Annotated in this window: 27 protein-coding genes; 11 read left to right on the top strand and 16 right to left on the bottom strand. The window is 68.7% G+C overall.

Translation table 11 applies throughout. From position 1 onward, the window contains the following. Positions 1–111: 111 nt before the first annotated feature. On the bottom strand, positions 112–798 hold the full coding sequence (locus GXW79_RS10765) for a DUF1194 domain-containing protein (RefSeq protein ID WP_211874399.1): 687 nt from the start codon (positions 796–798) through the stop codon (positions 112–114). 77 nt (positions 799–875) lie between these two features. Here GXW79_RS10765 and GXW79_RS10770 point away from each other — a divergent pair, with 77 nt between their 5' ends. Next, positions 876–1,682, top strand: a complete 807-nt coding sequence (locus GXW79_RS10770; protein ID WP_211874400.1) for an enoyl-CoA hydratase-related protein — start codon at positions 876–878, stop codon at positions 1,680–1,682. Between the two features lie 6 nt (positions 1,683–1,688). Here the strand turns inward: GXW79_RS10770 and GXW79_RS10775 are convergent, their stop codons facing one another. Continuing rightward, entirely contained in the window at positions 1,689–2,477 is a 789-nt protein-coding gene (locus GXW79_RS10775) for an FTR1 family protein (RefSeq protein ID WP_211874401.1), read from the bottom strand. Positions 2,478–2,678: 201 nt separating this feature from the next. Here GXW79_RS10775 and pstS point away from each other — a divergent pair, with 201 nt between their 5' ends. The 6 genes from pstS (at position 2,679) to phoB (ending at position 8,178) form a co-directional block, all read left to right on the top strand. Continuing rightward, positions 2,679–3,740, top strand: coding sequence for a phosphate ABC transporter substrate-binding protein PstS (gene pstS, locus GXW79_RS10780; RefSeq protein ID WP_211874402.1), 1,062 nt, complete (start codon positions 2,679–2,681; stop codon positions 3,738–3,740). A gap of 158 nt (positions 3,741–3,898) precedes the next feature. Further along, the gene (pstC, locus tag GXW79_RS10785) at positions 3,899–4,891 is read left to right on the top strand and encodes a phosphate ABC transporter permease subunit PstC (RefSeq protein WP_246503914.1); all 993 of its coding nucleotides are present in this window, start codon (positions 3,899–3,901) and stop codon (positions 4,889–4,891) included. A 4-nt stretch (positions 4,892–4,895) separates the two neighbouring features. Continuing rightward, entirely contained in the window at positions 4,896–5,798 is a 903-nt protein-coding gene (gene pstA, locus GXW79_RS10790; protein WP_246503915.1) for a phosphate ABC transporter permease PstA, read from the top strand. Between the two features lie 78 nt (positions 5,799–5,876). Beyond that, positions 5,877–6,662, top strand: a complete 786-nt coding sequence (gene pstB, locus GXW79_RS10795) for a phosphate ABC transporter ATP-binding protein PstB (protein WP_246503925.1) — start codon at positions 5,877–5,879, stop codon at positions 6,660–6,662. 62 nt (positions 6,663–6,724) lie between these two features. Continuing rightward, positions 6,725–7,447, top strand: a complete 723-nt coding sequence (gene phoU / locus GXW79_RS10800) for a phosphate signaling complex protein PhoU (RefSeq protein ID WP_211874404.1) — start codon at positions 6,725–6,727, stop codon at positions 7,445–7,447. Positions 7,448–7,458: 11 nt separating this feature from the next. After that, complete coding sequence (gene phoB / locus GXW79_RS10805; RefSeq protein ID WP_211874405.1) at positions 7,459–8,178, top strand: phosphate regulon transcriptional regulator PhoB; 720 nt, start codon at positions 7,459–7,461, stop codon at positions 8,176–8,178. A 169-nt stretch (positions 8,179–8,347) separates the two neighbouring features. Here the strand turns inward: phoB and yajC are convergent, their stop codons facing one another. Further along, on the bottom strand, positions 8,348–8,692 hold the full coding sequence (yajC, locus tag GXW79_RS10810) for a preprotein translocase subunit YajC (protein WP_211874406.1): 345 nt from the start codon (positions 8,690–8,692) through the stop codon (positions 8,348–8,350). A gap of 112 nt (positions 8,693–8,804) precedes the next feature. On the opposite strand from yajC, the gene GXW79_RS10815 reads away from it, so the two are divergent. Further along, a complete protein-coding gene (locus tag GXW79_RS10815) occupies positions 8,805–9,665 on the top strand; it encodes an ATP-binding protein (protein ID WP_211874407.1) in 861 nt (286 codons plus the stop codon). Continuing rightward, positions 9,662–10,609, top strand: coding sequence for an MBL fold metallo-hydrolase (locus GXW79_RS10820; protein ID WP_367614880.1), 948 nt, complete (start codon positions 9,662–9,664; stop codon positions 10,607–10,609). Before GXW79_RS10815 ends, GXW79_RS10820 begins: the two co-directional genes overlap by 4 nt. Before the next feature lie 12 nt (positions 10,610–10,621). Here GXW79_RS10820 and serS read toward each other — a convergent pair whose 3' ends face one another. The 11 genes from serS to GXW79_RS10875 form a co-directional block, all read right to left on the bottom strand. Then, positions 10,622–11,890 carry a serine--tRNA ligase gene (gene serS, locus GXW79_RS10825; protein ID WP_211874409.1) on the bottom strand — a complete coding sequence of 423 codons (1,269 nt, stop codon included), beginning with the start codon at positions 11,888–11,890 and terminating at the stop codon, positions 10,622–10,624. Positions 11,891–11,952: 62 nt separating this feature from the next. Next, entirely contained in the window at positions 11,953–12,696 is a 744-nt protein-coding gene (gene tatC / locus GXW79_RS10830) for a twin-arginine translocase subunit TatC (protein ID WP_211874528.1), read from the bottom strand. A gap of 51 nt (positions 12,697–12,747) precedes the next feature. Next, positions 12,748–13,209 carry a Sec-independent protein translocase protein TatB gene (tatB, locus tag GXW79_RS10835; protein ID WP_211874410.1) on the bottom strand — a complete coding sequence of 154 codons (462 nt, stop codon included), beginning with the start codon at positions 13,207–13,209 and terminating at the stop codon, positions 12,748–12,750. Positions 13,210–13,248: 39 nt separating this feature from the next. After that, entirely contained in the window at positions 13,249–14,328 is a 1,080-nt protein-coding gene (locus GXW79_RS10840) for an ABC transporter ATP-binding protein (protein ID WP_211874411.1), read from the bottom strand. Next, entirely contained in the window at positions 14,325–14,858 is a 534-nt protein-coding gene (scpB, locus tag GXW79_RS10845) for an SMC-Scp complex subunit ScpB (RefSeq protein WP_211874412.1), read from the bottom strand. Before scpB ends, GXW79_RS10840 begins: the two co-directional genes overlap by 4 nt. Then, on the bottom strand, positions 14,851–15,585 hold the full coding sequence (locus GXW79_RS10850) for a segregation and condensation protein A (protein WP_211874413.1): 735 nt from the start codon (positions 15,583–15,585) through the stop codon (positions 14,851–14,853). Before GXW79_RS10850 ends, scpB begins: the two co-directional genes overlap by 8 nt. Next, on the bottom strand, positions 15,578–16,276 hold the full coding sequence (locus GXW79_RS10855; RefSeq protein ID WP_211874414.1) for a site-2 protease family protein: 699 nt from the start codon (positions 16,274–16,276) through the stop codon (positions 15,578–15,580). The genes GXW79_RS10850 and GXW79_RS10855 overlap by 8 nt, the downstream gene beginning before the upstream one ends. Then, a complete protein-coding gene (gene nagZ, locus GXW79_RS10860; RefSeq protein WP_281414714.1) occupies positions 16,276–17,289 on the bottom strand; it encodes a beta-N-acetylhexosaminidase in 1,014 nt (337 codons plus the stop codon). Before nagZ ends, GXW79_RS10855 begins: the two co-directional genes overlap by 1 nt. 298 nt (positions 17,290–17,587) lie before the next feature. Further along, on the bottom strand, positions 17,588–18,277 hold the full coding sequence (locus GXW79_RS10865; RefSeq protein ID WP_211874416.1) for an SPOR domain-containing protein: 690 nt from the start codon (positions 18,275–18,277) through the stop codon (positions 17,588–17,590). Further along, the gene (gene argS / locus GXW79_RS10870) at positions 18,274–20,058 is read right to left on the bottom strand and encodes an arginine--tRNA ligase (RefSeq protein WP_211874417.1); all 1,785 of its coding nucleotides are present in this window, start codon (positions 20,056–20,058) and stop codon (positions 18,274–18,276) included. Before argS ends, GXW79_RS10865 begins: the two co-directional genes overlap by 4 nt. 94 nt (positions 20,059–20,152) lie before the next feature. After that, positions 20,153–21,307: a deoxyguanosinetriphosphate triphosphohydrolase gene (locus tag GXW79_RS10875; RefSeq protein ID WP_211874418.1), complete on the bottom strand. Its 1,155-nt coding sequence runs from the start codon at positions 21,305–21,307 to the stop codon at positions 20,153–20,155. 117 nt (positions 21,308–21,424) lie between these two features. Here GXW79_RS10875 and GXW79_RS10880 point away from each other — a divergent pair, with 117 nt between their 5' ends. Further along, positions 21,425–21,778: a HesB/IscA family protein gene (locus GXW79_RS10880; RefSeq protein ID WP_211874419.1), complete on the top strand. Its 354-nt coding sequence runs from the start codon at positions 21,425–21,427 to the stop codon at positions 21,776–21,778. After that, positions 21,775–22,542, top strand: coding sequence for an exodeoxyribonuclease III (xth, locus tag GXW79_RS10885; RefSeq protein WP_211874420.1), 768 nt, complete (start codon positions 21,775–21,777; stop codon positions 22,540–22,542). Before GXW79_RS10880 ends, xth begins: the two co-directional genes overlap by 4 nt. On the opposite strand, the gene GXW79_RS10890 is transcribed toward xth, so the two are convergent. Beyond that, positions 22,536–22,736 (bottom strand): hypothetical protein, encoded by a 201-nt coding sequence (locus GXW79_RS10890; RefSeq protein ID WP_211874421.1) that lies wholly within the window; start codon positions 22,734–22,736, stop codon positions 22,536–22,538. The genes xth and GXW79_RS10890 overlap by 7 nt on opposite strands. A 74-nt stretch (positions 22,737–22,810) precedes the next feature. Further along, a complete protein-coding gene (gene ilvD, locus GXW79_RS10895; RefSeq protein ID WP_211874422.1) occupies positions 22,811–24,529 on the bottom strand; it encodes a dihydroxy-acid dehydratase in 1,719 nt (572 codons plus the stop codon). Between the last annotated feature and the right edge of the window lie 137 nt (positions 24,530–24,666).

A 24,666-nucleotide genomic window follows, 5' to 3' on the forward strand; every position in this document is an offset into this window, starting at 1 on the left:
CCGGCCGCGCGCCCACCGCGCCCGCCGCGACGCCGCCCGCCGCGACGACCCCGGCACCCGCGACGACGCCCCGCCGCACCACCCCCTGAGGCGGTGCCGCGCGACCCCGGCTCAGCTGATCTCGCGCACCAGCTTGGTGCGCATGGCGCGGGCGAAGTCGCGCCGGTCGGTCGCGGTCAGCACGAAGGCGCCGGGGCCGCCGATCACCGCGCGGCGGTAATGCTCGCCGAGCGACTCGCCGAACCGCGTCACCGGCGAGAGCTCGATCGCCAGCCCGTTCACCACGGTGCCGGCCGCCACCACGGCGTCGCGCGCCTCTGGCGCGGCGGTGAGCGAGCGCAGGTCCGGCCCGTCGCCGGAGACGTCGATCACCCGCTCCGCCGCGCGCCAGGGCGCCGCCTGGATCAGCGCCTGCGCGTGCAGGATGGCGTCGCCGATCGCGTTGTAGCTCTGCGTGCTGCGCGGGACCGTGCGCAGCAGCTCCGCCACCCGGGCGGCACTCGCCGCGTCGCGCAGGATCTCCCAGGCCATGACCGTCTCGGCCCCGCCGGGCGTGCCCCATTCGACCATCGCGATGCCGATTGCGCCGATCGGCTGAGAGCGCACGGCGGCGAGCACCGCGGGGTGGGTCACCGCCTCGGCCAGGCCCTCGCGCTGCAGGCGGAACTCATCGGCGTCGATCGAGCCCGAGGCATCGACGGCGAGCACCAGCAGAAGGTCCACCTCGCCGGCTTGCGCCCGCACCTTCCGCGCCGCGATCGCGGCCCCCGCCGCCCCCAGGACCGTCCGGCGCCGCATTGCCTGCTCCCCTCGTGCTGTAGCGGATGTCGCCCTAGACATGGCACATCAGGCGAAACCGCCAAGGAAAACATGCCATGGCCACCGAGCCCGCCGCTGCCCCAAGCCCCGTCCTGCTCACCGTCGATGCGCGCGGCATCGCGACCGCGACGCTGAACCGCCCGCACAAGGGCAATGCCTATGATGAGGAGCTGCTGGACGCGCTGATCGCCGGCCTCGAATCCCTCGCGCAGAACCCCGAGGTGCGCGCCCTGGTGCTGCGCGGCGCGGGGAAGCATTTCCAGGCCGGCGCCGATCTCGACTGGCTGGCGGTCGCCGCCACCTACACGCCCGAGCAGGCGTATCGGGCGTCCATGGCAACCACCCGGGCGATGCAGTTGCTGAACGAATTTCACCGCCCGACCTTCGCGCTGATCCACGGTGCCTGCTTCGGCGGCGGGATCGGCATGGCCTGCTGCGTCGACGTGGCACTCGCCACACCCGACGCGGTGTTCGGCATCACCGAGGTGCGGGTCGGCGTCGCGCCGACGCCGATCTCCACGCACATGGTCCACGCGCTCGGCCTGCGCCAGACCCGGCGCTATGCCCTGACCGGGGAGCGTTTCGACGCCGCCGAGGCACTGCGCATCGGCCTCGTGCATGAGGTGGTGCCGACGCACGTGATCGAGGCGCGGCTTGCCGATATCCTGGATGCGACGATGCTGTCCTCGCCCAGCGCCATCGCCGTGACCAAGGACAGCTTCCTGGGTGCGAACGGCCTCAAGCTCGATGCGCGGCAGATGAGCCTGCTCGCGCATGAAAGCTGGACGCAACGCGCCTCGGAGGAAGGCCAGGAAGGCCTCGCCGCCTTCCAGGAGAAGCGGCGGCCGGGCTGGTATCGCTAAGCGTGGCTACTCGGCCGCGGCCAGGGCGGGGCGGCGGCGCGGCCAACCGGCAACCAGCGCCACTAGCGCGAGTACGCCCTGCAGCGCGAGCCCTTCCCACGACGGTGCGAAGCCAACCCATTCCAGCGCCTCGGGCAGGTTGGCCGGGGTGAAGGGTGCCAGCGCCTGCTCCTGGAACTCGCCCAGCCCCTGCGCCGCGATCCGCAGGGCGAGCACCAGCAGCAGCAGCGAGGTGCCCAGGAACAGCGGCCGCAGCGGCAGCCGCCGCGTCGCCCGGGCAATCAGGCGCCAGATGACGAACAGGGCGATCGCGGCGACCAGCGCCGCCGAGAGTACCGGCCAGGCACCGGCGCGCTCGGCACCCGCGGCGCCGAGGAACAGCACCGTCTCCGCTCCTTCGCGGAAGACGGCGAGGAAGCCGATCCCCGCCACCGCCCAGGCGACCCGCCCCGAGCGCAGCGCACGCTGCGCCTGCCCGGCGAGTGCGGCCTGCCAAGCGCGCGGGTCGGAGCGCCGCGCCAGCCACCCGCCGGTCCACAGCATCAGCCCGGCGGCCGCGAAGCAGGTGAGGCCTTCGACCCGGTCGTCATGCGCCCCGTCGCGCCAAGCGGCATAGGCGGCCGCGGCGAGCAGGCTGGCGAGAATGCCCAGCGCGGCGCCCCAGGCCAGCGCGCCGACGCGCTCGGGCGCGGCACGGCGAAGGAAGGCGGCCAGTGCCGCCAGCACCAGCACGGCCTCCAGCCCCTCCCGCAGCAGGATCAGGAGCGTGTCGAAGGCGGCGGCGAGAAAGCCCATGGAAGCCTCGGCTAAATTGAGAACGCTTCGCATTAACGTCAAAAGCGGCCGGCCTGTCGAGTGACAAAGGCGAAACTCATCCGGCCCGCCGTCATCGAAGCTTCACCGTTCTGCAATCTGCAGGTCTTAACTCACCCCTAAACACTGGCCCGGTTCAAGGACGCCACTTCAGGGCGTTCCCCCCCGACCGGAGATCCTCCCATGAATCGTCGTACTCTTCTGCTCGCCTCGGGTGCCCCCCTGCTTGGCCTCGGCGCACTCGCCCGCCCCGCTTTGGCCCAGGCCGCAACCGTCACCGGCGCCGGCGCCAGCTTTCCCCGCCCGATCTACGAGCGCTGGGGCCAGGCCGCCCGCGAGGGGCTGAGCCTCACCCTGAACTACCAGTCGATCGGCTCGGGCGGCGGCATCAACCAGATCACCAACCGCACCGTCGATTTCGGCGCCTCCGACGCGCCGCTGCCGGCCGCTCAGCTCACCGAGCGCAGCCTGCTCCAGTTCCCGACCGTGATGGGCTCCGTCGTGCTCATCGTGAACATCCCCGGCGTGGCCGACAACACGCTGAAGCTGACGCCCGAAGTGATCGCCGACATGTTCCTCGGCCGCATCACGCGCTGGAACGATGCTCGCATCGTCGAGCTGAACTCCGGCATCCGGCTGCCCAGCCTGCCCGTCTCCCCGGCCTATCGCGCCGACGCCTCGGGCACGACCTTCGTGTTCACCACCTACCTCAGCCGCATCTCCGAGACCTGGAAGAACGGCCCCGGCTCGGGCACCTCGATCTCCTGGCCGGCCGGCAACGGCGCCCGCGGCAATGAGGGCGTGTCCAACACCGTCCGCCAGACGCCCGGCGCGATCGGCTACACCGAGAACGCCTACGCCACGGTGAACCGCCTCATCACCACCCAGATCCGCAACAAGTCCGGCGCCTTCGTCACCCCGGTGATGGCCTCCTTCCAGGCCGCCGCCGACGTCGCCAACTGGGACGTGCCCGGCTTCGCCGCCGACCTGATCGACCTCAACGGCCCGACCGTCTGGCCGATCGTCTCGCCGACCTTCATCCTGCTGCCGACCAACCCGACCGCCGATAAGGTGAATGGCAGCCTGAACACGATGCGGTTCTTTGACTGGTGCTACAAGAACGGCGCCGCTGCCGCGACGCAACTCGAATACATGCCGCTGCCCGCCGCCGTGCAGGACCGCGTCCGCGCCGCCTGGCGCGCTCAGGTCAAGAATCCGGCCGGCCAGCCGATCTGGACCGCCTGATCACTTGACGCGCCGGGGCGGCCCCAAGCCGCCCCGGTGCTCCCGTGACGTCCGGCATGCTCGCCGACGCGTCGCCGCGACGATCCGCGGACTGGCGCGCGGACCGACCGGACCAGCCTTCCGACACCTGATCCGCCATACAAGTTGGAGCCTCCCCCTTGAGCCAAGCCGTGATGGGCACGACCGCCCCGCCGCCGCCCGCAGCCACCGTCCGCGGCAGTTCAGGACGCCTCGGCGACACGATCTTCGAATGGATGTGTCGTGGTGCCGGCCTCCTCGTGCTCCTGCTGCTCGGCGGCATCATCATCACGCTGTTCATCGGCGGCCTGCCGGCGCTGCGCCAGTTCGGCATTCCCTTCGTCTGGAGCACCGCGTGGAACCCGGTGGAGGGTCGCGAGCAGTTCGGCGCCGGCATCGCCATCGTGGGCACCGTCGTCGCCTCAGTGCTCGCCATCATCATGGCCGTGCCGCTGGCGTTCGGTGTTGCCTTCTTCCTCACCGAGCTGGCGCCGGAATGGCTCAAGCGCCCGGTCGGCACCGCGATCGAGCTGCTCGCCGCCGTGCCCTCGATCATCTTCGGCATGTGGGGCCTGTTCGTGATCGTGCCGATCATCCAGGGCTACATCCAGCTGGGCTGGATCGGCGAGGCGATGGCCGAGCTGCCCGGTATCGGCTTCCTGTTCGCCTCGAACAGCTTCACCGGCACCTCGCTGTTTGCCGCCGCGCTGGTCCTGGCCATCATGATCCTGCCGTTCATCGCGGCGACCATGCGCGACGTGTTCGACCAGGTGCCGCCAGTGTTCAAGGAGAGCGCCTACGGCCTGGGTGCGACGCGGTGGGAAGTGGTGCGCAACGTCGTGCTGCCCTACACGCGCACCTCGGTGGTCGGCGGCATCATGCTCGGCCTCGGCCGCGCTTTGGGTGAGACCATGGCGGTGACCTTCGTCATCGGCAACGCGAACCGCATCGCGACCTCGATCTTCGACCCGACCACGACCATCGCCTCGGTTGTCGCGATGGAGTTCCCGGAGAGCCTGACCGGCAGCCTGCAGCAATCCTCGCTGTTGCTGCTCGGCTTCCTGCTGTTTGTCATCTCCTTCGTGGTGCTGGCGATCTCGCGCTACCTCCTCCGCTCGAAGCTGAAGGCCTGAGCCCATGAGCACGACCTTCACCCCCTCCGCCCCGGTGCGGAACGCCGATGTCGCGAAGGGCCTCGCCGGCCGGCGCAAGCTGATGGATGCCGCGGTGCGCTGGTTCTGCATCGCCGCGACCATCCTGGCGTTGGCTTTCCTCGCCTCGATCATCGTCACGCTGCTCTGGCGCGGTCTCGAGGCGATGGATTTCACCATCTTCACCTCCGAGTTCCGCCCGACCACCTATGGCGACGCCACCGCGCAGAAGGGCGGCCTGCTGCATGCGATCACCGGCAGCCTGCTGATGGTCTCGCTGGCCACGCTGATCGGCACGCCGATCGGCCTGCTGGTCGGCACCTACCTGTCCGAGTACGCGCGCGGCTCGCAACTGGGAAACGCGGTGCGCTTCGTCTCCGACGTCCTGCTCTCGGCACCCTCGATCCTGATCGGGTTGTTCATCTACCAGCTGGTGGTGCTGCCGATGGGCGGCTTCTCCGGCATCGCGGGCGTCATCTCGCTGGCCATCATCGTCATCCCGGTCGTGGTCCGCACCACTGAGGACATGCTGAGCCTGATCCCGAACACGCTGCGCGAGGCGGTGGTCGGGCTCGGCGCGCCGAAATGGAAGATGATCATCCTGGTGTGCTACAAGGCAGCGCTCGCCGGCATCGTCACCGGCGTGCTGCTGGCCATCGCCCGCATCGCCGGCGAGACGGCGCCGCTGCTGCTGACCTCGTTCGGCAACAACGTGGTGAGCGGCGACATGACCCGCGCCATGGCGTCCCTGCCGGTCGCGATCTACCAGCAGGCCAATTCCGGCTACCCTGACCTCATCGCCATCGCCTGGTCCGGCGCGCTGATCGTGACGCTCGGCGTCCTTCTCATCAACATCGCTGCCCGCGCCCTGCTGCGCAACCGCGGCTAAAAGGGGATCCCCATGAGCACCACCGAAACCAACCCCGCCCAGACCTCCGCCGAGACCGGCAATGCCAGCTTCGGCGGCATGCAGGCTCGCTCCGAGGTCGTGATCAACACCACCGCGCGCGTGTCGATCCGTAACCTCGATTTCTACTACGGTGACAACAAGGCGCTGAAGGCGATCAACTTCGATCTGCCGGAAAAGCAGGTCACCGGCATGATTGGCCCGTCGGGCTGCGGCAAGTCCACGCTGCTGCGCGTGCTCAACCGCATGTACAGCCTCTATCCGGGCCAGCGCGCCACCGGCGAGATCCTGATGGACGGCAAGAACATGATCGACCCCGCCGTCGACGTGAACGAGTTGCGCGCCAAGGTCGGCATGGTGTTTCAGAAGCCCACGCCCTTCCCGATGTCGATCTATGACAACATCGCCTTCGGCATCAAGCTGCACGAGAAGCTGACCAAGTCGCAGATGGATGAGCGGGTCGAATGGGCGCTGACGCGCGCCGCCATCTGGGAGGAATCAAAGGATCGCCTGGACCGCTCCGCGCTCGGCCTCTCCGGCGGCCAGCAGCAGCGCCTGTGCATCGCGCGCACCATCGCGGTGCGCCCGGAAGTCATCCTGTTTGACGAGCCGACTTCCGCCCTCGACCCGATCAGCACGCTCAAGATCGAGGAGCTGATCGACGAGTTGAAGCGCGACTTCACCATCGCGATCGTCACGCACAACATGCAGCAGGCCGCCCGCTGCGCCGACCAGGTGGCGTTCTTCTACCTGGGCGAAATGGTGGAGATCGCGCCGGCGGCGCAGATGTTCACCGCGCCCAAGCAGAAGCGTACGCAGGAATACATCACCGGCCGGTTCGGCTGACCGCCGGCGCGCGCCGCAACGGCGCGCGCCTCTCGGCCACGGAACGCAGATAGGAGGGTTCGATGCCCCAGGATTCCGACCACATCGTCCGCAGCTTCGACGAGGATCTCAAGAAGCTGCGCGACATGATCGTCCGCATGGGCGGCCTCGCCGAACAGCAGGTTGCCGACAGCACCACCGCGCTGATGCGCCGCGACTCCAACCTTGCCCAGGAAGTGCTGACGCGCGACAGCCAGATCGACCAGCTCGAGCGCGAGATCGAGGCCTACTCCGTTCGCCTGCTCGCACTGCGACAGCCGATGGGCGCCGACCTGCGCTTCATCATCGCCGCGATGAAGATCAGCCACGACCTCGAGCGCATCGGCGACTATGCGCGCAACGGTGCCAAGCGCTCCATCGTACTCGCCTCCCTGCCGCTTACCGGCAGCCTCAACGGCTTCGGGCGCATGGCGCGGCTGGTGCAGGAAAACCTCACCGCCGCGATCGACGCGCTTGTGCAGGACGACGCCGAGGCCGCCAAGCAGGTCTGGGGTGCGGATGAGCCCGTCGACGACATCTACACGGGCATCTTCCGCGAGCTGCTGACCCACATGATGGAAGATCCGCGCAACATCACCGCGGCGACGCACCTTTTGTTCGTGGCGAAAAACCTTGAGCGAATCGGCGACCATGCGACCAACATCGCCGAGACCGTCCACTACGCCGTGCTCGGCGACCAGCTGCCCGACGAACGTCCGAAATCGGACAGCTCCGCCTACACGGCGCTGCGTCCCCACGCCGACTGAGAGAAGCACCGATGTCCCTCGCGATGACCGGCAGCGCGGTTCGCCCCACGATCCTGATCGTGGAGGACGAGGCGCCGCTGCTGACCCTGATGCGCTACAACCTCGAGAAGCAGGGTTTCGCCGTCGAGGAAGCCACCGACGGGCAGGAAGCCCTCCTTCGCGTGTCCGAAGCCAGGCCGGACCTCATCCTGCTCGATTGGATGCTGCCGGCTATGTCGGGCCTGGAAGTATGCCGCCAGCTGCGCCGCCGGCCCAATACCCGCGACCTGCCGATCATCATGGTCACCGCGCGCACCGAGGACCAGGACACGGTCCGCGCGCTCGACACCGGCGCTGACGACTACATCGCCAAGCCCTTCGCGATGGAATCGCTGCTCGCGCGCATCCGCGCCCTGCTGCGCCGCTCCGGCGGCGTGCCGGAAAAGGGGACGCTGCGCTACAACGACCTTGCCATGGACCAGGACGCCCACCGCGTCACACGCAACAGCCGCGCGCTGCACCTGGGGCCGACCGAATACCGGCTGCTGGAATTCTTCCTCCAGCACCCCGGGCGGGTGTTCACGCGCGAACAGGTGCTGGATGCGGTGTGGGGGCGCGACATCCATGTCGAGCCGCGCACGGTGGATGTGCACATCCGCCGACTGCGCAAGGCGATCAATGCACCGGGTGAGGCAGACCTGATCCGTACGGTGCGGGCGGCGGGGTATGCACTGGATGCCGAGGGGACTTAAAGCTTGGGGGAAATGAATTTCCCCCGAACCCGCATTCTTTCTTTTTTGGATTATTGGTGCGAGCTCGCAGCTCGCTCTGAGTTCGGCAAACAGGTGCTACCTCTCGGCCAGCACCAATAGACCAAAACAAAAAAAAGCTCTGGGGGAATTTTTTCCCCCAGCCTTGCTTCTACGCCGCCTTGCCGCTCTCATCATTGGCCGCCTGCGGCTTGATCACGCTGCCGATCGTCCCGCGTACCAGCAGCACGCGCACATTCGGCGCAATTTCGGCTTCGATCTCGTCCGAGCCTTCCTTCACCTTCGTGATGGTCGCCACGATCCCGCCCGCGGTGACCACCTTGTCGCCGCGCTTGAGCGCGGTGAGCATGGTGCGGTGCTCCTTCATCTTCTTCTGCTGCGGGCGGATCAGCAGGAAGTAGAAGACGATGAAGATGAGGACCAGCGGTGCGAGCTGCGTCACCATCGCCATGGTCCCGCCGGCGGCGTCCTGGGCATAGGCGGGCGAAATCCACATGGCAGGTGATCTCCGGCAGCGGCGGCGCGGCTTGCGCGGGCCGTGAATTGGGGCTGAAAGCTCGGGCGCAACCTACCCACGCCCTCTTGCGCGTCAACCGGATAAACTGGCCATGGACGAAACCATCCTCCCTGCCCTGCTGCGCATCGCCGAGGCGCTGGAGCGCCTGGTGCCGCCGCAGGCCGCCGCACCCGATCTCGACGTCGCCGACGCTTATGTCTGGCACCCTGCCCCCGTGCCCCATCTCGCCCCGGTGCCGCGCGTGTCCGCAGTGCCGCTCGCTCTGCTACAGGGCGTGGAGCGTCAGTCGATGCTGGTGCTCGAAAACACGCTGCGGTTCGCGCAGGGGCTTCCCGCGAACAACGCCATGCTTTGGGGTGCGCGCGGCATGGGGAAATCCTCGCTGGTGAAGGCCGCCCATGGCGAGGCGAATGCGCGCCACCCGCATGCGCTGGTGCTGATCGAGATCCATCGCGAGGATATCCGCACCCTGCCGGAGCTGCTGAACATCCTGCGCGCCACCACGCGCCGCTGCCTGATATTCTGCGACGACCTGTCGTTCGAGCGCGAGGACCAGGACTACAAGGCGCTGAAATCGGTGCTCGATGGCGGGATCGAGGGGCGGCCGTCGAACACGCTGTTCTACGCCACCTCGAACCGCCGCCACCTGATGCCGCGGGACATGATCGAGAATGAGCGCAGCACCGCGATTAACCCCGGCGAGGCGGTGGAGGAGAAGGTCTCGCTGTCGGACCGATTCGGCCTGTGGATCGGCTTCCACAATTGCGATCAGCCGACCTATTTCGCGATGGTCGAGGCCTATGCCGCGGCCTACGCGCTGCCGATCACGCCCGAGGAGCTGCGCGCCGCGGCGGTGGAATGGAGCGTGACGCGCGGCGGACGATCCGGGCGCGTGGCGTGGCAGTGCATCCAGGACCTGGCGGGACGGCTCGGCACCCCGATCCCGGCGTGAGGGCGTCGGCGCGCCGGGACGCCTCCGGCCGGTTCCTGAACCCCGATGGCAGCAATGGCGGCAAGACGCTTGGCGACATCTGGCGCCTTCAAAAGCATGAGGGTGTCGGCTGGCCGGCGGTGGTCGCGCCACCGCAGGTGACATCCCTGCCCGCGGTGCCGCCGGGCCATGCCGGCCTCACCCATATCGGGCACGCGACGACGCTGATCCAGATCGCCGGCGGTCCTACCCTGCTGATCGACCCGATCTGGAGCGAGCGGTGCAGCCCGGTCGGCTGGTTCGGGCCGAAGCGAGTGCGGCCCGCGGCGCTGGATTTCGACGCGTTGCCGCCGCTCGACGCGATCCTCGTCACCCACAACCACTACGATCATTGCGACCTGCCGACACTGCGGCGCCTGGCCGCCCGCGCGCGGGTTCCGGTCATCACCGGCCTGGGCAATGCAGGGCTGATCGCGCCCACCGGGCTGGCGCCGGTCACCGAGTTGGATTGGTGGGGCGAGCATGTCCTCGCCGATGGCACGCGCCTGACCTACACCCCGACGCAGCATGGCTCGGCGCGCGGGCCCTTCGACCGCTGCAGGGCGTTGTGGGGAGGGTTCTGCATCGAGGCGCACGGCGGTCGCATCTTGGCGACCGGCGACACCGCCTGGGGGCCGCATCTCGCCGAGATCGGCGCGGAGCTCGGTCCCTTCGACGCGGCGCTGATTCCGATCGGCGCCTATGACCCGGAATGGTTCATGGGCAGCGTCCACATCACGCCGGAGCAGGCGGTGGTCGCCCACCACGCGCTGCGGGCGCGGGTGTCGCTGGCGATGCATTGGGGCGTGTTCCGCCTGTCTGGCGAGGCCATCAACGAACCACCGGCCCGCCTGCGCGAGGCACGAGGAGAGGCGGATTTCCGCGTGCCGGATTTCGGCGAGACGATGATGGTGCGGCTCGGTTGACGGCCCGCGGCCCTACCCGCGCGCGATCCGCTCCAGCCCGCCCATGTAGGGCCGTAGCGCGGGCGGCACGGCGACCCCGCCATCGGCGTCCTGATGCGTCTCCAGCACCGCGATCAGCGCCCGGCCAACGGCGACGCCCGAGCCGTTGAGCGTGTGCACCAGCACGTTGTCCTTGCCGATCTTAACGCGCGCCTTCATCCGCCGCGCCTGGAAATCCCGGCAGTTCGAGCAGGATGAAATCTCGCGCCAAGCCTGCTGCCCCGGGAGCCAGACTTCCAAATCGTAGGTGCGCGCCGCGGAGAAGCCGGTGTCGCCGGCGCACAGGAACACCCGCCGCCAGGTGAGGCCGAGTTCCGTTAGCACGCGTTCCGCGCAGGCCGTCATGCGCTCGTGCTCGGCGTCGGACGCGTCGGGGGCGACGATCGAGACCAACTCCACCTTGGTGAACTGGTGCTGCCGCAGCATCCCGCGCGTGTCGCGCCCGGCGCTGCCGGCCTCGGAGCGGAAGCTCGGCGTCAGCGCGGTCGCGCGGATGGGCAGGTCGGCGGGCCCGAGGATGGTGTCGCGGACGAGGTTCGTGAGCGGCACCTCGGCGGTGGGGATCAGGTAGCGGCCATCGGTGGTGGCGAACAGGTCCTCCGCGAATTTCGGCAGCTGGCCGGTACCGTACATGGTGGCGTCGTTCACCAGCAGCGGCACGACGTGCTCGGTATAGCCGTGCTCGCCCGTGTGCAGGTCGAGCATCCATTGCCCGAGAGCGCGTTCGAGTCGCGCCAGCACGCCTTTCAGCACCACGAAGCGCGAACCCGCGATCTTTGCGGCGCCGGCGAAATCCATCAGTCCAAGCGCCTCGCCGATCTCGAAATGCTCGCGCGCGACGAAATTGAACCGCGCCGGTTCCCCATGGGTGTAGAGGACGACGTTGTCACTCTCGTCGCGGCCTTCAGGGACTTCGGCATCAAGGATGTTGGGGAGCAGAGACATTAGCGACGTCAAGCGGCCTTCGGCTACCTTTGCGCTATGCTCCAATGCGACTTGCGTGTCCTTAAATGAACGAGACTGCGCCTCGAGCAGAGCGGTATCTTCGCCCGCCTTGCGCATTTGTCCAATCAGCTTCGCTTGCTGGTTGGCATGCTCTTGCTGCGACTGCGCTTCGCCAATGTTGCGACGTCGAACGTCGTCAACTTCTAGCAAATCGTTGCTTTGCGCCGGCTGCCCCCGACGCGCCATCGCGCGGTCGAACGCGTCAGGATCAGCGCGGATCGCGCGGATATCGTGCATTTTCTCTCACTCGCTCAAAGCGCAAGAGGCTCCGCCTCACGCGCACCCCGTCGACGAAGAGACTACTCCTCGTCCTTCTTCTTCTTCGTCATCCAGGTCGCGACCAGGATCGAGATCTCATACAAAAGGATCAGCGGCACGGCCAAGCCCACCTGGCTGATGATGTCCGGCGGCGTCAGAATCGCCGCCGCGACGAACATGCCCACGATCGCGTAGCGGCGGCCCTTCTTCAGGCTCTCCACGCTGAGGATGTTCACCTTCACCAGCAGCGTCAGCAACACCGGCAGTTGGAACGCGACCCCGAAGGCCAGGATCATGTGCATCACCAGGGACAGATATTCGCTGACCTTGGCTTCCAGCTGAATCGGCAGCACGCCCTCGCTCGCCGGCGTCTCGAAGGTGATGAAGAACTTCCAGGCGAGCGGGAAGATGAAGTAGTAGGCGAGTGCGGCGCCCATCACGAACAGGAAGGGCGAGGCCACCAGGAACGGCGCGATCGCCCGTTTCTCGCTCCGGTACAGCCCCGGTGCGACGAACAGCCACAGCTGCGTCGCCCAGATCGGGAAGCTGAAGAAGGTCGCGCCGAAGAAGGCCACCTTGAGATAAGTGAAGAACGCCTCGTACAGCGCGGTGAAGATCATCCGCCGCTCGCCGCCCTGCTGCATCAGGATGTCGGCCAGCGGGCGCGCCAGGAAGCCGTAGATGGCGGTCGAGAAGTAGTAGCACACCGCAAACGCCAGCCCGAAGGCGATCACCGACCACAGCAGCCGCGTGCGCAGCTCCATGAGGTGCTCTATCAACGGCATCGGCTTGTCGTCGATCGGATCGTCCTGCACGGTGGACAAGTGGCCCCGTCCTTACGCTGAATGTGGGCCAGGCGGCGGCGAGGCCCCCGGCGGGATGAAGGCGGGCGCCACCTGGGGCTCAGGCGGCGCGGGCGGCTCCCATGGCGCCGGCGGCGGCGGGATGAAGGCCGGCGCCTCGCCGGTGGGTGCGGGCGGGGGCGGCGTCCAGCTCGGCGGAGAGGGCTTCATCGGATCCGAAAAACTGTCGCGCAGCGTGCCGTCGCCATCCACCGCCTTGGTGAACTGGCCCTTGATGTCAAAACTGCGGATCTCGTTGATGGTGTTGCGCACGTCGTCGAGCTTCGCCTCGCGCACCAGCTCATCGGCCTGCTGCTGGAACTGCCCGGCCATGCGGCGCAGCTTTTGGATGCCCTGCGCGATCCCGCGGATCGCCGTGGGCAGATCCTTGGGGCCGATGACAAGCAATGCCACCACGGCGATCAGCGCGATTTCGGACCAGGCGAGGTCGAACATGGGCTCCCTTTCGCCCCCAGATTCAGGGCGCCGCACCCGTTAGCAGGAAGCCGCGCCATCGCCTAGTTGGGGAGCCTCGGGCGGAAATACGAAGGCCCGCGACGTGTCGACCGTGACAGAAACGCGCTCGCCGCGCGCGAGGCCCGGGCCGGGCGGCATCCGCGCATGCACGTGCAGCAACCCGCCTGCGCCATCGGGCAGCGCCATGTGCACCAGCGTGGTCGCACCCAGCAGGCGGGAGGCCTCGACCTCGGCGACGGCGCCGCCGGCCTCCGGCCCCGCGACGCGGACGCCTTCGGGGCGGATGAGCACCTCCACCGCGGCACCCTCGGGCAAGCCTGGGGCCGATACGCGGCACAGCGCGGTCACCGCCTCGCCCGCCACCACCCGCGCAGGCAGGCGGTTCACCTCGCCCAGGAAGATCGCGACGAAACGGTCCACGGGCTTGAGGTACAGCGCGTCGGGTGCGCCCACCTGCACGATACGTCCCTCCCGCATCAGCGCGATGCGGTCGCCCATGAACATCGCCTCCTCGGCGTCATGCGTGACGAGCAGCGAGGCGATTCCGGCCTCCTGCAGCACATGCAGCGTGTCGTCGCGCACCTGTTCGCGCAGCCGCGCATCGAGGCTCGCGAAGGCCTCGTCGAGCAGCAGCAGCTGCGGGCGCGGGGCGAGCGCGCGGGCGAGTGCGACGCGCTGCTGCTGCCCGCCGGAGAGCATGTGCGGGAAGGCGTTGGAGAAGCTTTCCAGCCCGACGCGGGCGAGCGCATCCATCACTCGCCACACCCTCTCCCCCTTGGGCGAGAAGCGCAGGCCGAAGGCGACGTTCTCGGCCACGCTCAGATGCGGGAACAGCGCATAGTCCTGGAAGACGAAGCCCACATTGCGCCGCTCGGGCGGCACCTCGCGCCCGCCCTCGGCCATCACGGCGCCACCGATTTCCAGGCGCCCGCGCTGGACGCTCTCCAGCCCCGCGGCGAGACGCAGCAGCGTGGTCTTGCCGCATCCGGAGGGACCGAGCAGGCACAGGATCTCGCCCGGTGCGACGTCGAGGTCGATGCCGCGCAGGACGGACTTGGCACCGTAGGCGTGGTGGATATCCGCGAAGCCGAGGCTCACGGCGGCTCGTTCAGCGGAAGCTGGCTCTCCCCGGTCACCAGCTCCTCCCGCTTGGGCAGGTCGGTGAGCTGGCGAAGGCCGAATTTCTCCAGGAATGCCTCGGTGGTGCCCCACAGCGCTGGGCGGCCAGGGCTTTCCCGCCGGCCGCGCGGGGCGATGAGGCCGAGTTCCAGCAAGGCTTCCAGGCTGTTCTGCGACAGGGCGGTGCCGCGGATCTCCTCGATCTCGCCACGTGTGCAGGGCTGGTGGTAGGCGATGATGGCCAGCGCCTCCATCGCCGCGCGCGGCAGCCGGCGCGGCGCCTCGATCACCTTGGTCAGCCGCGCGGCCAGGTCGGGCGCGGTGCGGAAGGCGATGCCGCCGGCGACCTCCACCACCTCCACCCCGCGCCCGGCGTAGCGGGCGGTGAGCGCCTCGATCACCGCCTCCACGTCGCTGGCATCGGGCAGCACGCCGGCGAGGACCTCCCGCGTGACGGGTTTTTCCGCGGCGAAGACCAGCGCCTCCGCGATGCGCACGGCCTCATCCATGGCCTGATGCCCGCACCTCAATCGGCCCCCAGGCGGCGTCCTGGCGGAGTTCCACCAGGCCGCCGCGCGCCATCTCCAGCCCCGCGATCAGGGTCGCGGCCACTGCCGCGCGGCGCTCCACGGGGTCGCCGCCCTCGGGCAGGAAGCGGCTGAGCACCTGCCAGGAGGGCAGCTTGCCGACCATCGCCTGCAGCCGTGCGATCGCCTCCTGCACCGTCCACAGGCTGCGATGCTTGGGTCGGTAGGGCCGCCGCGCCAGCGCCCGGCGTCGCGCACCCACATAGGCTTGCAGCAGCGCGGGCACGTCCGCCACCACGCCGGAGCGGTCGAAGGTCGCAAAACTCTCCGGCGCGCCGCGCGGGAACACGTCATGCCCGAGCCAGGGGCGGCGGTTCAGCCACAGCGCGGCACGGCGCATCGCCTCCAACGCGGCGAGTCGTTCGGTCAGCCGCGCGATCTGCGCCTCGGGGTCTTCCTCCTCGCCCGCGACCTCATCGGGCGGCAGCAGCAGGCGCGATTTCAACCAGGCCAGCCAGGCCGCCATCACCAGCCAATCCGCGGCGAGTTCCAGGCGCACCTGCTCGCGCGCGATGACCTCCAGATACTGGTCCACCAGCGCCAGGATCGAGATGCGCGCGATATCCACCTTCTGCGAGCGCGCGAGCTCCAGCAGCAGGTCGAGCGGCCCGTCAAAACCCTCCAGGTGCAGGGTCAGGCTCTCACTCATTGCCCGTCATCCGCAGGACCAGCCGCAGCACCGGCCAGACGACGTTTTGGACGAACCAGCTCATCGGCTGCCAGGCCGGGATGATCTGCGGCGCGATGAACAATCCGAGCAGCACGATCAGGATGCCGTATCGCTCCAGCCCCGCCACCGCCATCGCGACGCGGTAGGGCAGCAGCCCCACCAGGATGCGCCCGCCATCGAGCGGCGGCAGCGGGATCAGATTGAACAGCCCGAGCACCAGATTGGACAGGATCGACAGCGCACAAAACCGAACCAGAAACTCGGCCACCGCCTCTCCCGTCGCGGGCGCGGCCGCCTCCACGCCATGCACGGCGAATCCCGCGAACAGTGCGAGGACGAAATTCATCGCCGGGCCTGCGCCGGCCACCAGCATCATGTCGCGGCGCGGGTGCCGCAGCCTCGCGAAATCCACCGGCACCGGCTTCGCCCAGCCGAACATCGCCTGCACGCTGCCGATAGTGAGCAACTGCCCCACCAGCATCACCCCCGGCACCAGCAGCGTGCCTACGGGATCCACATGCCGCAGCGGATTGAGGCTGATCCGCCCCATCCGCTCCGCCGTGTCATCGCCCAGCGCGCGCGCCGCATAGCCATGCGCCGCCTCATGCAGCGTGATGGCGAAGACCACCGCCAGCACGGCGGCGGCAAGTTCCGGCAACCATTCGGGCATCAGGCCGCGTCCCGCCCCGTGGCCGTGGGGTCCGGGCCCGCGGCACCCGCCGCGACCACCCCACCCTCGAACCGCTCTCGCCGCGCGATCGCCCGCGCCAGGCCCAGCCGAGCACGCGACACATCGCTCAGCGCCGGCGTCGCGCGCAGCAGCGCGGCACTCTCCGCAAGCCGGCCGCTGCAATGCAAGACCACGTCACACCCCGCCCCGATCACCGCGTCCGCCAGATCATTCGAGACGCCCGCCAAAGCCCCCATCGCCACATCATCGGACACCAGCACACCCTCGAACCCGACCGCGCCGCGGATCACCTTGGCGATGATCCGCGCCGACAGCGTCGCCGGCCAGTCCGCATCCCAGGCCGGGTAGAGCACATGCGCCGTCATCGCCCAGACGCCAGCCCCGCCATCATTGGCGCAGACCACGCGAAACGGTTGCAGGTCCTGCTCCAGCTCCGCCACCCCCGCATCCACGCGCGGCAACTCATGATGGCTGTCCGCCAGCGCCCGCCCATGCCCCGGCACATGCTTCATGACCGGCGTAACCCCCGCCGCCCACAACCCCTCGATCACCGCGCCGCCCAATCGCGCCACCTCCCGCGGATCACCCCCAAACGAGCGATCCCCGATCACGTCATGCGCCCCCGCCATCCGCACATCCAACACCGGCGCACACACCACATCCAACCCGACCGCCAAACACATCGCCCCCATTGCCCGCGCCGACTCCCGCACCGCCGCCGCCGCCCCACCCGCAAACGACGCCGCCGCCGGAAACGCCGGCCAATGCGGCGGCCGCAGCCGCGCCACACGACCCCCCTCCTGATCGACCAACACCGGCGCCGCCTCGCCCAACACCTCGCGCACCGCACCCGTCAACGCCGCCACCTGCGCCACATCCACCACATTCCGCCGGAACAAAATGACCCCCAACGGACGCTCCGCACGCAGCAGCGCCACCTCGTCCAAGGTTAGCTGCGGACCGGACAGGCCGATGATCGCGGCGCGGGTCAAGAAAGCGCGGGGGCGCCGCCCCCGGACCCCCGCCGGGGATCGCGCCGATCCCCGGGCCCCTGCGTGTGTTGGTCCTGGAATGGGAAGGGGTGTGCTTGCTTGAAGCGTCGGGTTGGGGAGGGAGCGCATCGAGGGACGTCGTGCAGCGCAGGCACCCGCTGCGCCCCCTCCCCAACCCGACTCGCCTCCGGCGAGAACCCCTCACCAGTCCGAAGAACCAACGCATGGAGGTCCAGGATCGACACGATCCTGGCGGGTCCAGGGCAGAGCCCTGGCCATCCTTCGCCCCGCATCGCGTTCAGGGCCGGATCACGGTGCAGTTGCCGCCCTTGGCGCGGAGGGATTCGCAGAAAGTGCGGGCGGCTTCCGCGTCTGCGAACAGGCCGGTGCGCAGGCGGAAGAGGGCGGGTTGTCCTTCGCGTTCGAAGCGGGTGACGGCGGGGCGTCGGTCGCCGAGCAGTTCGGGCGCGCGGCGGGCGAGGCGGTCCCATTCGGTGCGGGCGGCCTCTTCGGTCGGCAGGGCGCCGATCTGGACCTGGATGCGGCCCGTGGTGGCGGGCGGGGGTGTGCGCGCGGCGGCTGGGGTGGCGGGCGTGGACGGTGCAGCCGCTGCCGGGGGCGTTGAGGGCGCGGGGGTGGGGGCGGGCGGAGGTGCGACTTGTTGGCGCAGTGCGTCGAGGCGCGGGCCTTCGGCTTCGGGGGCCAGGCGGGCACCGGTGTTGGTGGGGCGGCGGTCGCGGTCGAAAATGAGCTCGTCCTGGTTCTGCACGCGCAGGCCGCCGGGGTCGGTGGGGCGCACGCGCACGGGGCGCGGGTCGGCCTCGATGAGCGGGACCGATCCGCTGCCGTCGCGCGTCATGCCCCAGATGGCGAGCGCACCGAGACCGAGGGCTGCGAGCAGGCCGCCGCCGATCGCCAGCATGCGCCAGGAGGAGCCGCCGCCGTCGCGTTCGGGCCGCAGGCGGTAGGAGGGTGTGATGTCGCTCACCGCATTTCCTCGACCGGGGTCACCCCCATCACGGCGAGGCCCGCGCGGATCACGCTGGCCGTGGCCGCCACCAACGCGAGTCGGGCCTGCGTCGCCGCCGGCTCATCCTCGCGAATGAAGCGTAGTGTCGCATCCTCGCGGCCGCGATTCCACAAGCCATGGAAATCCGATGCGAGATCAGCGAGATAGAAAGCCACGCGATGCGGCTCGCGGACCTCCGCGGCCGATTCGATCATGCGCGGGAAGGCAAGAATCCGGCGCAGAAGCGCGAGCTCGGCGGGGTCGGTCAGGCTGTCGAGCGGGACGGCGGCGAGGGTCTCGGGCGTGGCGTCGGGGACCTGGCGCAGCACGGACCGGCATCGGGCGTGCGCGTACTGCACGTAGAAGACCGGGTTGTCGCGCGACTGCTCGATGACCTTGTCGAGGTCGAATTCCATCTGCGCGTCGGATTTGCGGGTGAGCATGGTGAAGCGCACCGCGTCGCGCCCGACCTCGTCGATGAGGTCGCGCAGCGTGACGTAGGTGCCGGCGCGCTTGGACATGCGCACGGGCTCGCCGTTCTTCACCACCTGCACGATCTGGCAGAGCACGATGTCGATGGTGACGGCGCCGTCGCTGAGCGCCTTGACCACCGCCTGCATGCGCTTGACGTAGCCGCCATGGTCGGCGCCCCAGACGTGCACGAGCGCGTTGAAGCCACGCGCGATCTTGTCGGCATGGTTGGCGATGTCGTTGGCGAAGTAGGTACCGGTGCCGTCGGATTTGCGCAGGGGACGGTCGGTATCGTCGCCGAATTGCGAACTGCGGAACAGGGTCTGTTCGCGCGGCTCCCAGTCCTCGGGCGTCTTGCCCTTCGGTGGTTCCAGGATGCCCTGGTAGACGAGGCCCTTGGCGTCGAGCGTGGCGATGGCCTGGGTGACGGCCTGGCGCTCGATCAGCGCGGCCTCGGAGATGAAGACGTCCATGGTGACGCCGAGGGCCGCGAGGTCCTCACGGATGGATTCCATCATGCGTTCGATCGTGAAGGCGCGGACGGTCGCGAGCCAGAGCTCCGCGGGAGCCAGGCCGATGCGGTGCTGCGCGTCGGGTTGCGCATAGGCTTCGCCATGCGCGGCGGCGAGCGCCTGGCCGACCGGCACCAGGTAGTCGCCGCGATACTGCAAACCACCCGGGATCAGCGCTGCGTAGTCATCCTCGGTCAACATGGTGCCGAGCGCCTGGAGGTAGCGGAAGTAGGCGGCATAGGCCAACGCCTGCACCTGCGCCCCGGCATCGTTGATGTAGTATTCCTTGGTCACGTCGAAGCCGGCCTTGGCGAGCAGGTTCGCCAGTGCATCGCCCACCACCGCGCCGCGGCAATGGCCGACATGCATGGGCCCTGTGGGATTGGCGGAGACGTATTCCACATCCACGCGCTGCCCGGCGCCGATGCTGCCCTGGCCATAGGCCTCACCGGCCAGCAGCACCGCCGGGAGCCGCCCTCGCAGCCAGGTCTCGTCAAGGCGGATGTTGACGAAGCCGGGCCCCGCGGGCGCGGCTTCGCGGATCATCGCCGTGCCGGCGAGGCGCGCGGCGAGTGCCTGCGCGATCGCCTGTGGTGCGAGGCGCAGCGGTTTCGCGCTGACCAGTGCCGCGTTGGTCGCCATGTCGCCGTGCGTTGCGTCGCGCGGCGGCTCGACCACGATGCGCGCAAGCGCCTCCTGCGGCAGTTCCGGGTAGATCCCCCGCATGGCGTTCTGGATTTCGGCGTGGATCGCAGCGAAGATGTGGGGCTCGGTCATGATCTCAATCGAGGTGTGCTGCGCCCGATGCCAAGCACCAAGTCGCAAAAATAAAAGAATGGAGGTCTGGAGGAAATTCTTTTCCTCCAGTCTGTCATCCCGGGATATCCGGGTCTGTCAGCCGCCGATGTTCCTCCAACGCGAACCGGTCCGTCATCCCCGCGATGTAATCGCTCACCGCCAGCGCACACGCCGCGCTACCCGCTTCCCCCGCGCGGGCTTGCCACCAGGGTGGCAGCATCGTCGGCGCGCCATGGAGCAGCGAGAACAGCAGCTGCAGCACGCGTCGCGACTTTGCCATGGAGCGGTTCACGCGCCAGTGCCGGTACATGCGGGTGAACAGGAAATCGCGCACCGCCTGGTTGGCGAGTGCCATGGTTTCGGAGAAGGCGACGACGGAGGTTTTCGCGGCGCGGACATCCTCGACGGAAGCGGGCCGAAGGGCGGCGATTCGCCGGCGCGTCTCGGCCGCCACGTCGTTGACCATGCGGTTGATCACGCGGCGGATCATCTCGGGAGCCAGGCGCTCGGGCGGCACTTCGCCCACGGTGGCGCGGGCATCGGTCAGTGCCTCGCCGAGCAGCGGCAGGGCGGCAACTTCGTCGAGGGTGAAGAAGCGCGCGCGGAGGCCGTCGTCGAGGTCGTGATTGTTGTAGGCGATGTCGTCCGCGATGGCGGCGACCTGCGCCTCGGCGGAGGCGAAGCTGCCGAGGTCCAGCGAATGCCGCCTGTCGTATTCGGCGATGTAGGGCGGGGGACGGCGCAGCGGGCCGTTGTGCTTGGCCAGGCCCTCCAGTGTTTCCCAGGTGAGGTTAAGCCCGTCGAAGGCGGCGTAGCGGGTCTCGAGCAGGGTCACGGCGCGCAGCGACTGGGCGTTGTGGTCGAAGCCGCCATGCGGCTTCATCATGGCGTTCAGCGCATCCTCGCCGGCATGGCCGAAGGGCGGGTGGCCGAGGTCGTGGGCGAGTGCGAGCGCCTCCGCCAGGTCCTCGTCGAGGCCAAGCAGACGTGCGATGGAGCGCGCGATCTGCGCCACCTCGATACTGTGCGTCAGGCGGGTGCGGAAATGGTCGCCCTCATGGAAGACGAAGACCTGGGTCTTGTACTGCAGCCGGCGAAACGCGGTCGCGTGGATGATGCGGTCGCGGTCGCGCTGGTAGGGCGAGCGTGCATCGCCTGCCGGCTCGGGGTGGAGCCGGCCGCGCGATTGTTCGGGGCTTGTCGCCCAAGGGACGCGCAGGCTGGACATGGCGCCGCGTAGCACCCTGTCGCGGCGGTCGGCAACCGCTGCGCGGGGCGGCGGCAACCGGGCCGCTAGGAAAGCGCCCTTCCCTGCCCTATCTTACGGCCTCAGGAGTCCGCACCCATGCCCGATGGCACCATCGTTGCCCCTTTCCGCATCACCCCGCGCGCCGCGGCCCAGGTCGCCGAAATCGCCGTACGCGAGGGCAAGCCCGGCGCAGGTCTGCGCTTGGCTGTCGATGCCGGCGGCTGTTCGGGGTTCCAGTATCGCTTCGCCATCGAAGAGGCGCCCGCCGAGGATGACCTGGTGGTGGAGGGTGAGTCGGCGCGGGTGTTCGTCGACCCGGTGTCGCTCGACCTGCTCGCGGGCTCCGAGCTGGATTGGAACGAGGCGCTGATCGGGGCGCATTTCGTGGTGAAGAACCCGCAGGCCGCCTCCGGCTGCGGCTGCGGGGCGTCCTTCGCGCTGGCTGGATGAAGCTCGCCAGCTTCAACGTGAATTCGGTGCGCAAGCGCGTGCCGCATCTGCTGCGCTTCCTCCAGCGCGCCGAACCTGACCTGGTCTTCCTGCAGGAACTGAAGTGCCAGACGGCCGAGATGCCGGCGCTGGAATTCGAAGCACTCGGCTATCGATGCCACGCGGTCGGACAGACCGGCGGGCGCAACGGCGTGGCCGTTCTCGCGCGTATCCCCTTCGAGCTTGTCGCAGATCGCCTGCCGGGCGAGGCCGACGACGCGCAGGCGCGCTACATCGAAGTGGCCGCTGCCGGGATGAACGTCGCGGGCATCTACCTGCCCAATGGCAATTCCGGCGGCGAGGAGGGCTACGCCTACAAGCTTCGCTGGATGGAGCGGCTTCGTGTTCTGGCGCAGGAGCGCCTTGACAGCTTCACGCCCTTTGCGGTGCTGGGCGACTTCAACGTCTGCCCGACCGAGCTGGACCTGGCCGAGGGGACGCTGCCGCCGACGGACGCGCTGTGCCGCCCGGAATCACGCGCCGCCTGGCGCGCCCTCGAATTCCTGGGCCTCACCGACGCGCTGCGTGCATTGCACCCGCGCGAGGCGATGTACACCTACTGGGATTACGGCCCCGCCTTTGAGCAGAATCGCGGCCTGCGCATCGACCACGCGTTGCTCTCGCCCGACTTGGCCGAGCGCCTGCATGATTGCCACGTGGACACTTCGCCGCGCAGCGAGGAGCAGCCTTCTGACCACACCCCGCTGCTCGTCGAGATTCAGTAGCGGCGCGCAGGCTCGACCACGACGGTCGAGGAAGGCTGGCCCGGCGTGATGTAGGTGGTGGTGCCGGGTGCGGGCACCGGCGCGGCTTCGCGCTGGATGACGACCGGCTGCGGGTCGGCGCTGCGGCGGTCGACATAGCAGCCGGACAGCGAAGCAGCGGCGACGATGAGTGCGGCGGCGATGGGGAGACGCATGGGACTGTTCCTTCGATCGTTGAAGCAGTCCGTCAACGCTCCTTCATTCCGCAAGTTTCCGTGAGCCCCGCTGCTCAGATGTCTGCGTAGGTGTGCGTCTCCGCGCTGGCACCCGGATGCGTTACCGCGCCGAGATAGGCGGGCCCGACTGTCTGGGCGTATTTCCACAGCACGCCGGAATTATAATCCGTCTTGCGCGGCACCCAGGCGGCGCGGCGGGCTTCGATCTCCGCCTCATTCAGCATCATGTCGATGGTGCCCTTCTCCGCGTCGATGATGATGCGGTCGCCGTTCCTGAGCAGCGCGATGGGCCCCCCGATCGCGGCCTCCGGCCCGACATGGCCGATGCAGAAGCCGCGCGTTGCACCCGAGAACCGACCATCGGTGATCAGCGCGACCTTGTCGCCCATGCCCTGGCCATAGATGGCAGAAGTGGTGGACAGCATCTCGCGCATGCCAGGCCCGCCCTTGGGGCCCTCATAGCGGATGACGATGACGTCGCCGGGCTTGTAGGCGCGCGCATCGACCGCGGCGAAGGCGTCCTCCTCGCTGTCGAAGCAGAGTGCGGTGCCCTCGAAGCGCAGCTTCTCCAGACCGGCGATCTTCACGATCGCGCCCTCGGGGGCCAGGTTGCCCTTGAGGTCCACCACGCCGCCGATCGGCGAGATCGGATCCGAGACGGGACGCACCACGTCCTGGTCCTTCGGCACGATCACTTCGCGATGGTTCTCCGCGAGCGTTTTGCCCGTCACCGTCATGCAATCGCCGTTGAGCAGCCCGCCCTCGAGCAGCGCCTTGATGATCACCGGCACGCCGCCGATCTTGAACACGTCATAGGCGACGTAGCGCCCGCCGGGCTTGAGATCAGCGATGTGGGGCGTGCGACGCATGATCTCGGCCACGTCCTGCAAGGTGAAGCGGATGCCCGCCTCGTTTGCCAGCGCCGGCAGATGCAGCCCGGCATTGGTGGACCCACCGGTCGCACCGACGATGATCGCGGCATTCTCGAGCGACTTCAGCGTGACGATGTCGCGCGGGCGCAAATTCTTGCGGATGAGCTCCACCACGGCCTTGCCGGAGAGGTAGGCGAAGTGGTCGCGGTCGAGATCGGGAGCCGGCGCGCCGGCGGAATTCGGCAAGGCCAGGCCGATCACTTCGCTGATGCAGGCCATCGTGTTCGCCGTGAACTGGCCGCCGCAGGCACCCTCGCCCGGGCAGGCATGGCGTTCGAGCTGGCAGAGGCGCTCTTCCGAGATCGTGCCCGCGGCGAACTGGCCCACCGCCTCGAACACGTCGACGACGGTGACGTCCTTGCCCTCGAAGGTGCCGGGCATGATGGAGCCGCCATACATGAACACGGACGGCACGTTCAGCCGCACCATCGCCATCATCAAGCCAGGCAGCGACTTGTCGCAGCCGGCGATGCCGACCAGCGCGTCATAGCAATGCCCGCGCATGGTGAGCTCGACGGAATCAGCGATCACGTCGCGCGACACAAGCGAGGACTTCATCCCCTGGTGACCCATCGCGATGCCGTCGGTGACCGTGATGGTCGTGAACTCGCGCGGCGCGGCGCCGGCTTCCTTCACGCCACGCTTGGTGGACTGCGCCTGGCGCGACAGTGCCGTGTTGCACGGTGCGGCCTCGTTCCAGCAGGTGGCGACACCCACCAGCGGGGAGGCGATGTCCTCATCCGTCATGCCCATGGCGTAGTAGTAGGAGCGGTGCGGCGCACGCTCCGGCCCGACCGTCACGTGACGGCTCGGCATGCGGGACTTGTCCCATTGGGTCATGGCGGCGTTCCTTTGGCTTGAGGCGAATTAGGCCAGGGAACTGGATGGGGGCAAGGGCAAGGAAGCAGCGGGGGAAAGAATTCCCCCTGCGCACCTTTCTTCTATTCTTGGTTACTGGGGGCTGGGAAGGCAGCGCC

Source organism: Plastoroseomonas arctica, from assembly GCF_018128965.1.
Taxonomy (GTDB): Bacteria; Pseudomonadota; Alphaproteobacteria; order Acetobacterales; family Acetobacteraceae; genus Plastoroseomonas; species Plastoroseomonas arctica.

Excerpts from the sequence above, each read along its gene's own strand:
- GXW79_RS10765 (WP_211874399.1), bottom strand. The coding sequence starts at position 798 with ATGCGGCGCCGGACGGTCCTGGGGGCGGCGGGGGCCGCGATCGCGGCG.
- GXW79_RS10770 (WP_211874400.1), top strand. The coding sequence starts at position 876 with ATGGCCACCGAGCCCGCCGCTGCCCCAAGCCCCGTCCTGCTCACCGTC.
- GXW79_RS10775 (WP_211874401.1), bottom strand. The coding sequence starts at position 2,477 with ATGGGCTTTCTCGCCGCCGCCTTCGACACGCTCCTGATCCTGCTGCGG.
- pstS (WP_211874402.1), top strand. The coding sequence starts at position 2,679 with ATGAATCGTCGTACTCTTCTGCTCGCCTCGGGTGCCCCCCTGCTTGGC.
- pstA (WP_246503915.1), top strand. The coding sequence starts at position 4,896 with ATGAGCACGACCTTCACCCCCTCCGCCCCGGTGCGGAACGCCGATGTC.
- pstB (WP_246503925.1), top strand. The coding sequence starts at position 5,877 with ATGCAGGCTCGCTCCGAGGTCGTGATCAACACCACCGCGCGCGTGTCG.
- phoU (WP_211874404.1), top strand. The coding sequence starts at position 6,725 with ATGCCCCAGGATTCCGACCACATCGTCCGCAGCTTCGACGAGGATCTC.
- phoB (WP_211874405.1), top strand. The coding sequence starts at position 7,459 with ATGTCCCTCGCGATGACCGGCAGCGCGGTTCGCCCCACGATCCTGATC.
- yajC (WP_211874406.1), bottom strand. The coding sequence starts at position 8,692 with ATGTGGATTTCGCCCGCCTATGCCCAGGACGCCGCCGGCGGGACCATG.
- GXW79_RS10815 (WP_211874407.1), top strand. The coding sequence starts at position 8,805 with ATGGACGAAACCATCCTCCCTGCCCTGCTGCGCATCGCCGAGGCGCTG.
- serS (WP_211874409.1), bottom strand. The coding sequence starts at position 11,890 with ATGCACGATATCCGCGCGATCCGCGCTGATCCTGACGCGTTCGACCGC.
- tatC (WP_211874528.1), bottom strand. The coding sequence starts at position 12,696 with ATGCCGTTGATAGAGCACCTCATGGAGCTGCGCACGCGGCTGCTGTGG.
- tatB (WP_211874410.1), bottom strand. The coding sequence starts at position 13,209 with ATGTTCGACCTCGCCTGGTCCGAAATCGCGCTGATCGCCGTGGTGGCA.
- scpB (WP_211874412.1), bottom strand. The coding sequence starts at position 14,858 with ATGGATGAGGCCGTGCGCATCGCGGAGGCGCTGGTCTTCGCCGCGGAA.
- GXW79_RS10850 (WP_211874413.1), bottom strand. The coding sequence starts at position 15,585 with ATGAGTGAGAGCCTGACCCTGCACCTGGAGGGTTTTGACGGGCCGCTC.
- GXW79_RS10855 (WP_211874414.1), bottom strand. The coding sequence starts at position 16,276 with ATGCCCGAATGGTTGCCGGAACTTGCCGCCGCCGTGCTGGCGGTGGTC.
- argS (WP_211874417.1), bottom strand. The coding sequence starts at position 20,058 with ATGACCGAGCCCCACATCTTCGCTGCGATCCACGCCGAAATCCAGAAC.
- GXW79_RS10875 (WP_211874418.1), bottom strand. The coding sequence starts at position 21,307 with ATGTCCAGCCTGCGCGTCCCTTGGGCGACAAGCCCCGAACAATCGCGC.
- GXW79_RS10880 (WP_211874419.1), top strand. The coding sequence starts at position 21,425 with ATGCCCGATGGCACCATCGTTGCCCCTTTCCGCATCACCCCGCGCGCC.
- xth (WP_211874420.1), top strand. The coding sequence starts at position 21,775 with ATGAAGCTCGCCAGCTTCAACGTGAATTCGGTGCGCAAGCGCGTGCCG.
- GXW79_RS10890 (WP_211874421.1), bottom strand. The coding sequence starts at position 22,736 with ATGCGTCTCCCCATCGCCGCCGCACTCATCGTCGCCGCTGCTTCGCTG.
- ilvD (WP_211874422.1), bottom strand. The coding sequence starts at position 24,529 with ATGACCCAATGGGACAAGTCCCGCATGCCGAGCCGTCACGTGACGGTC.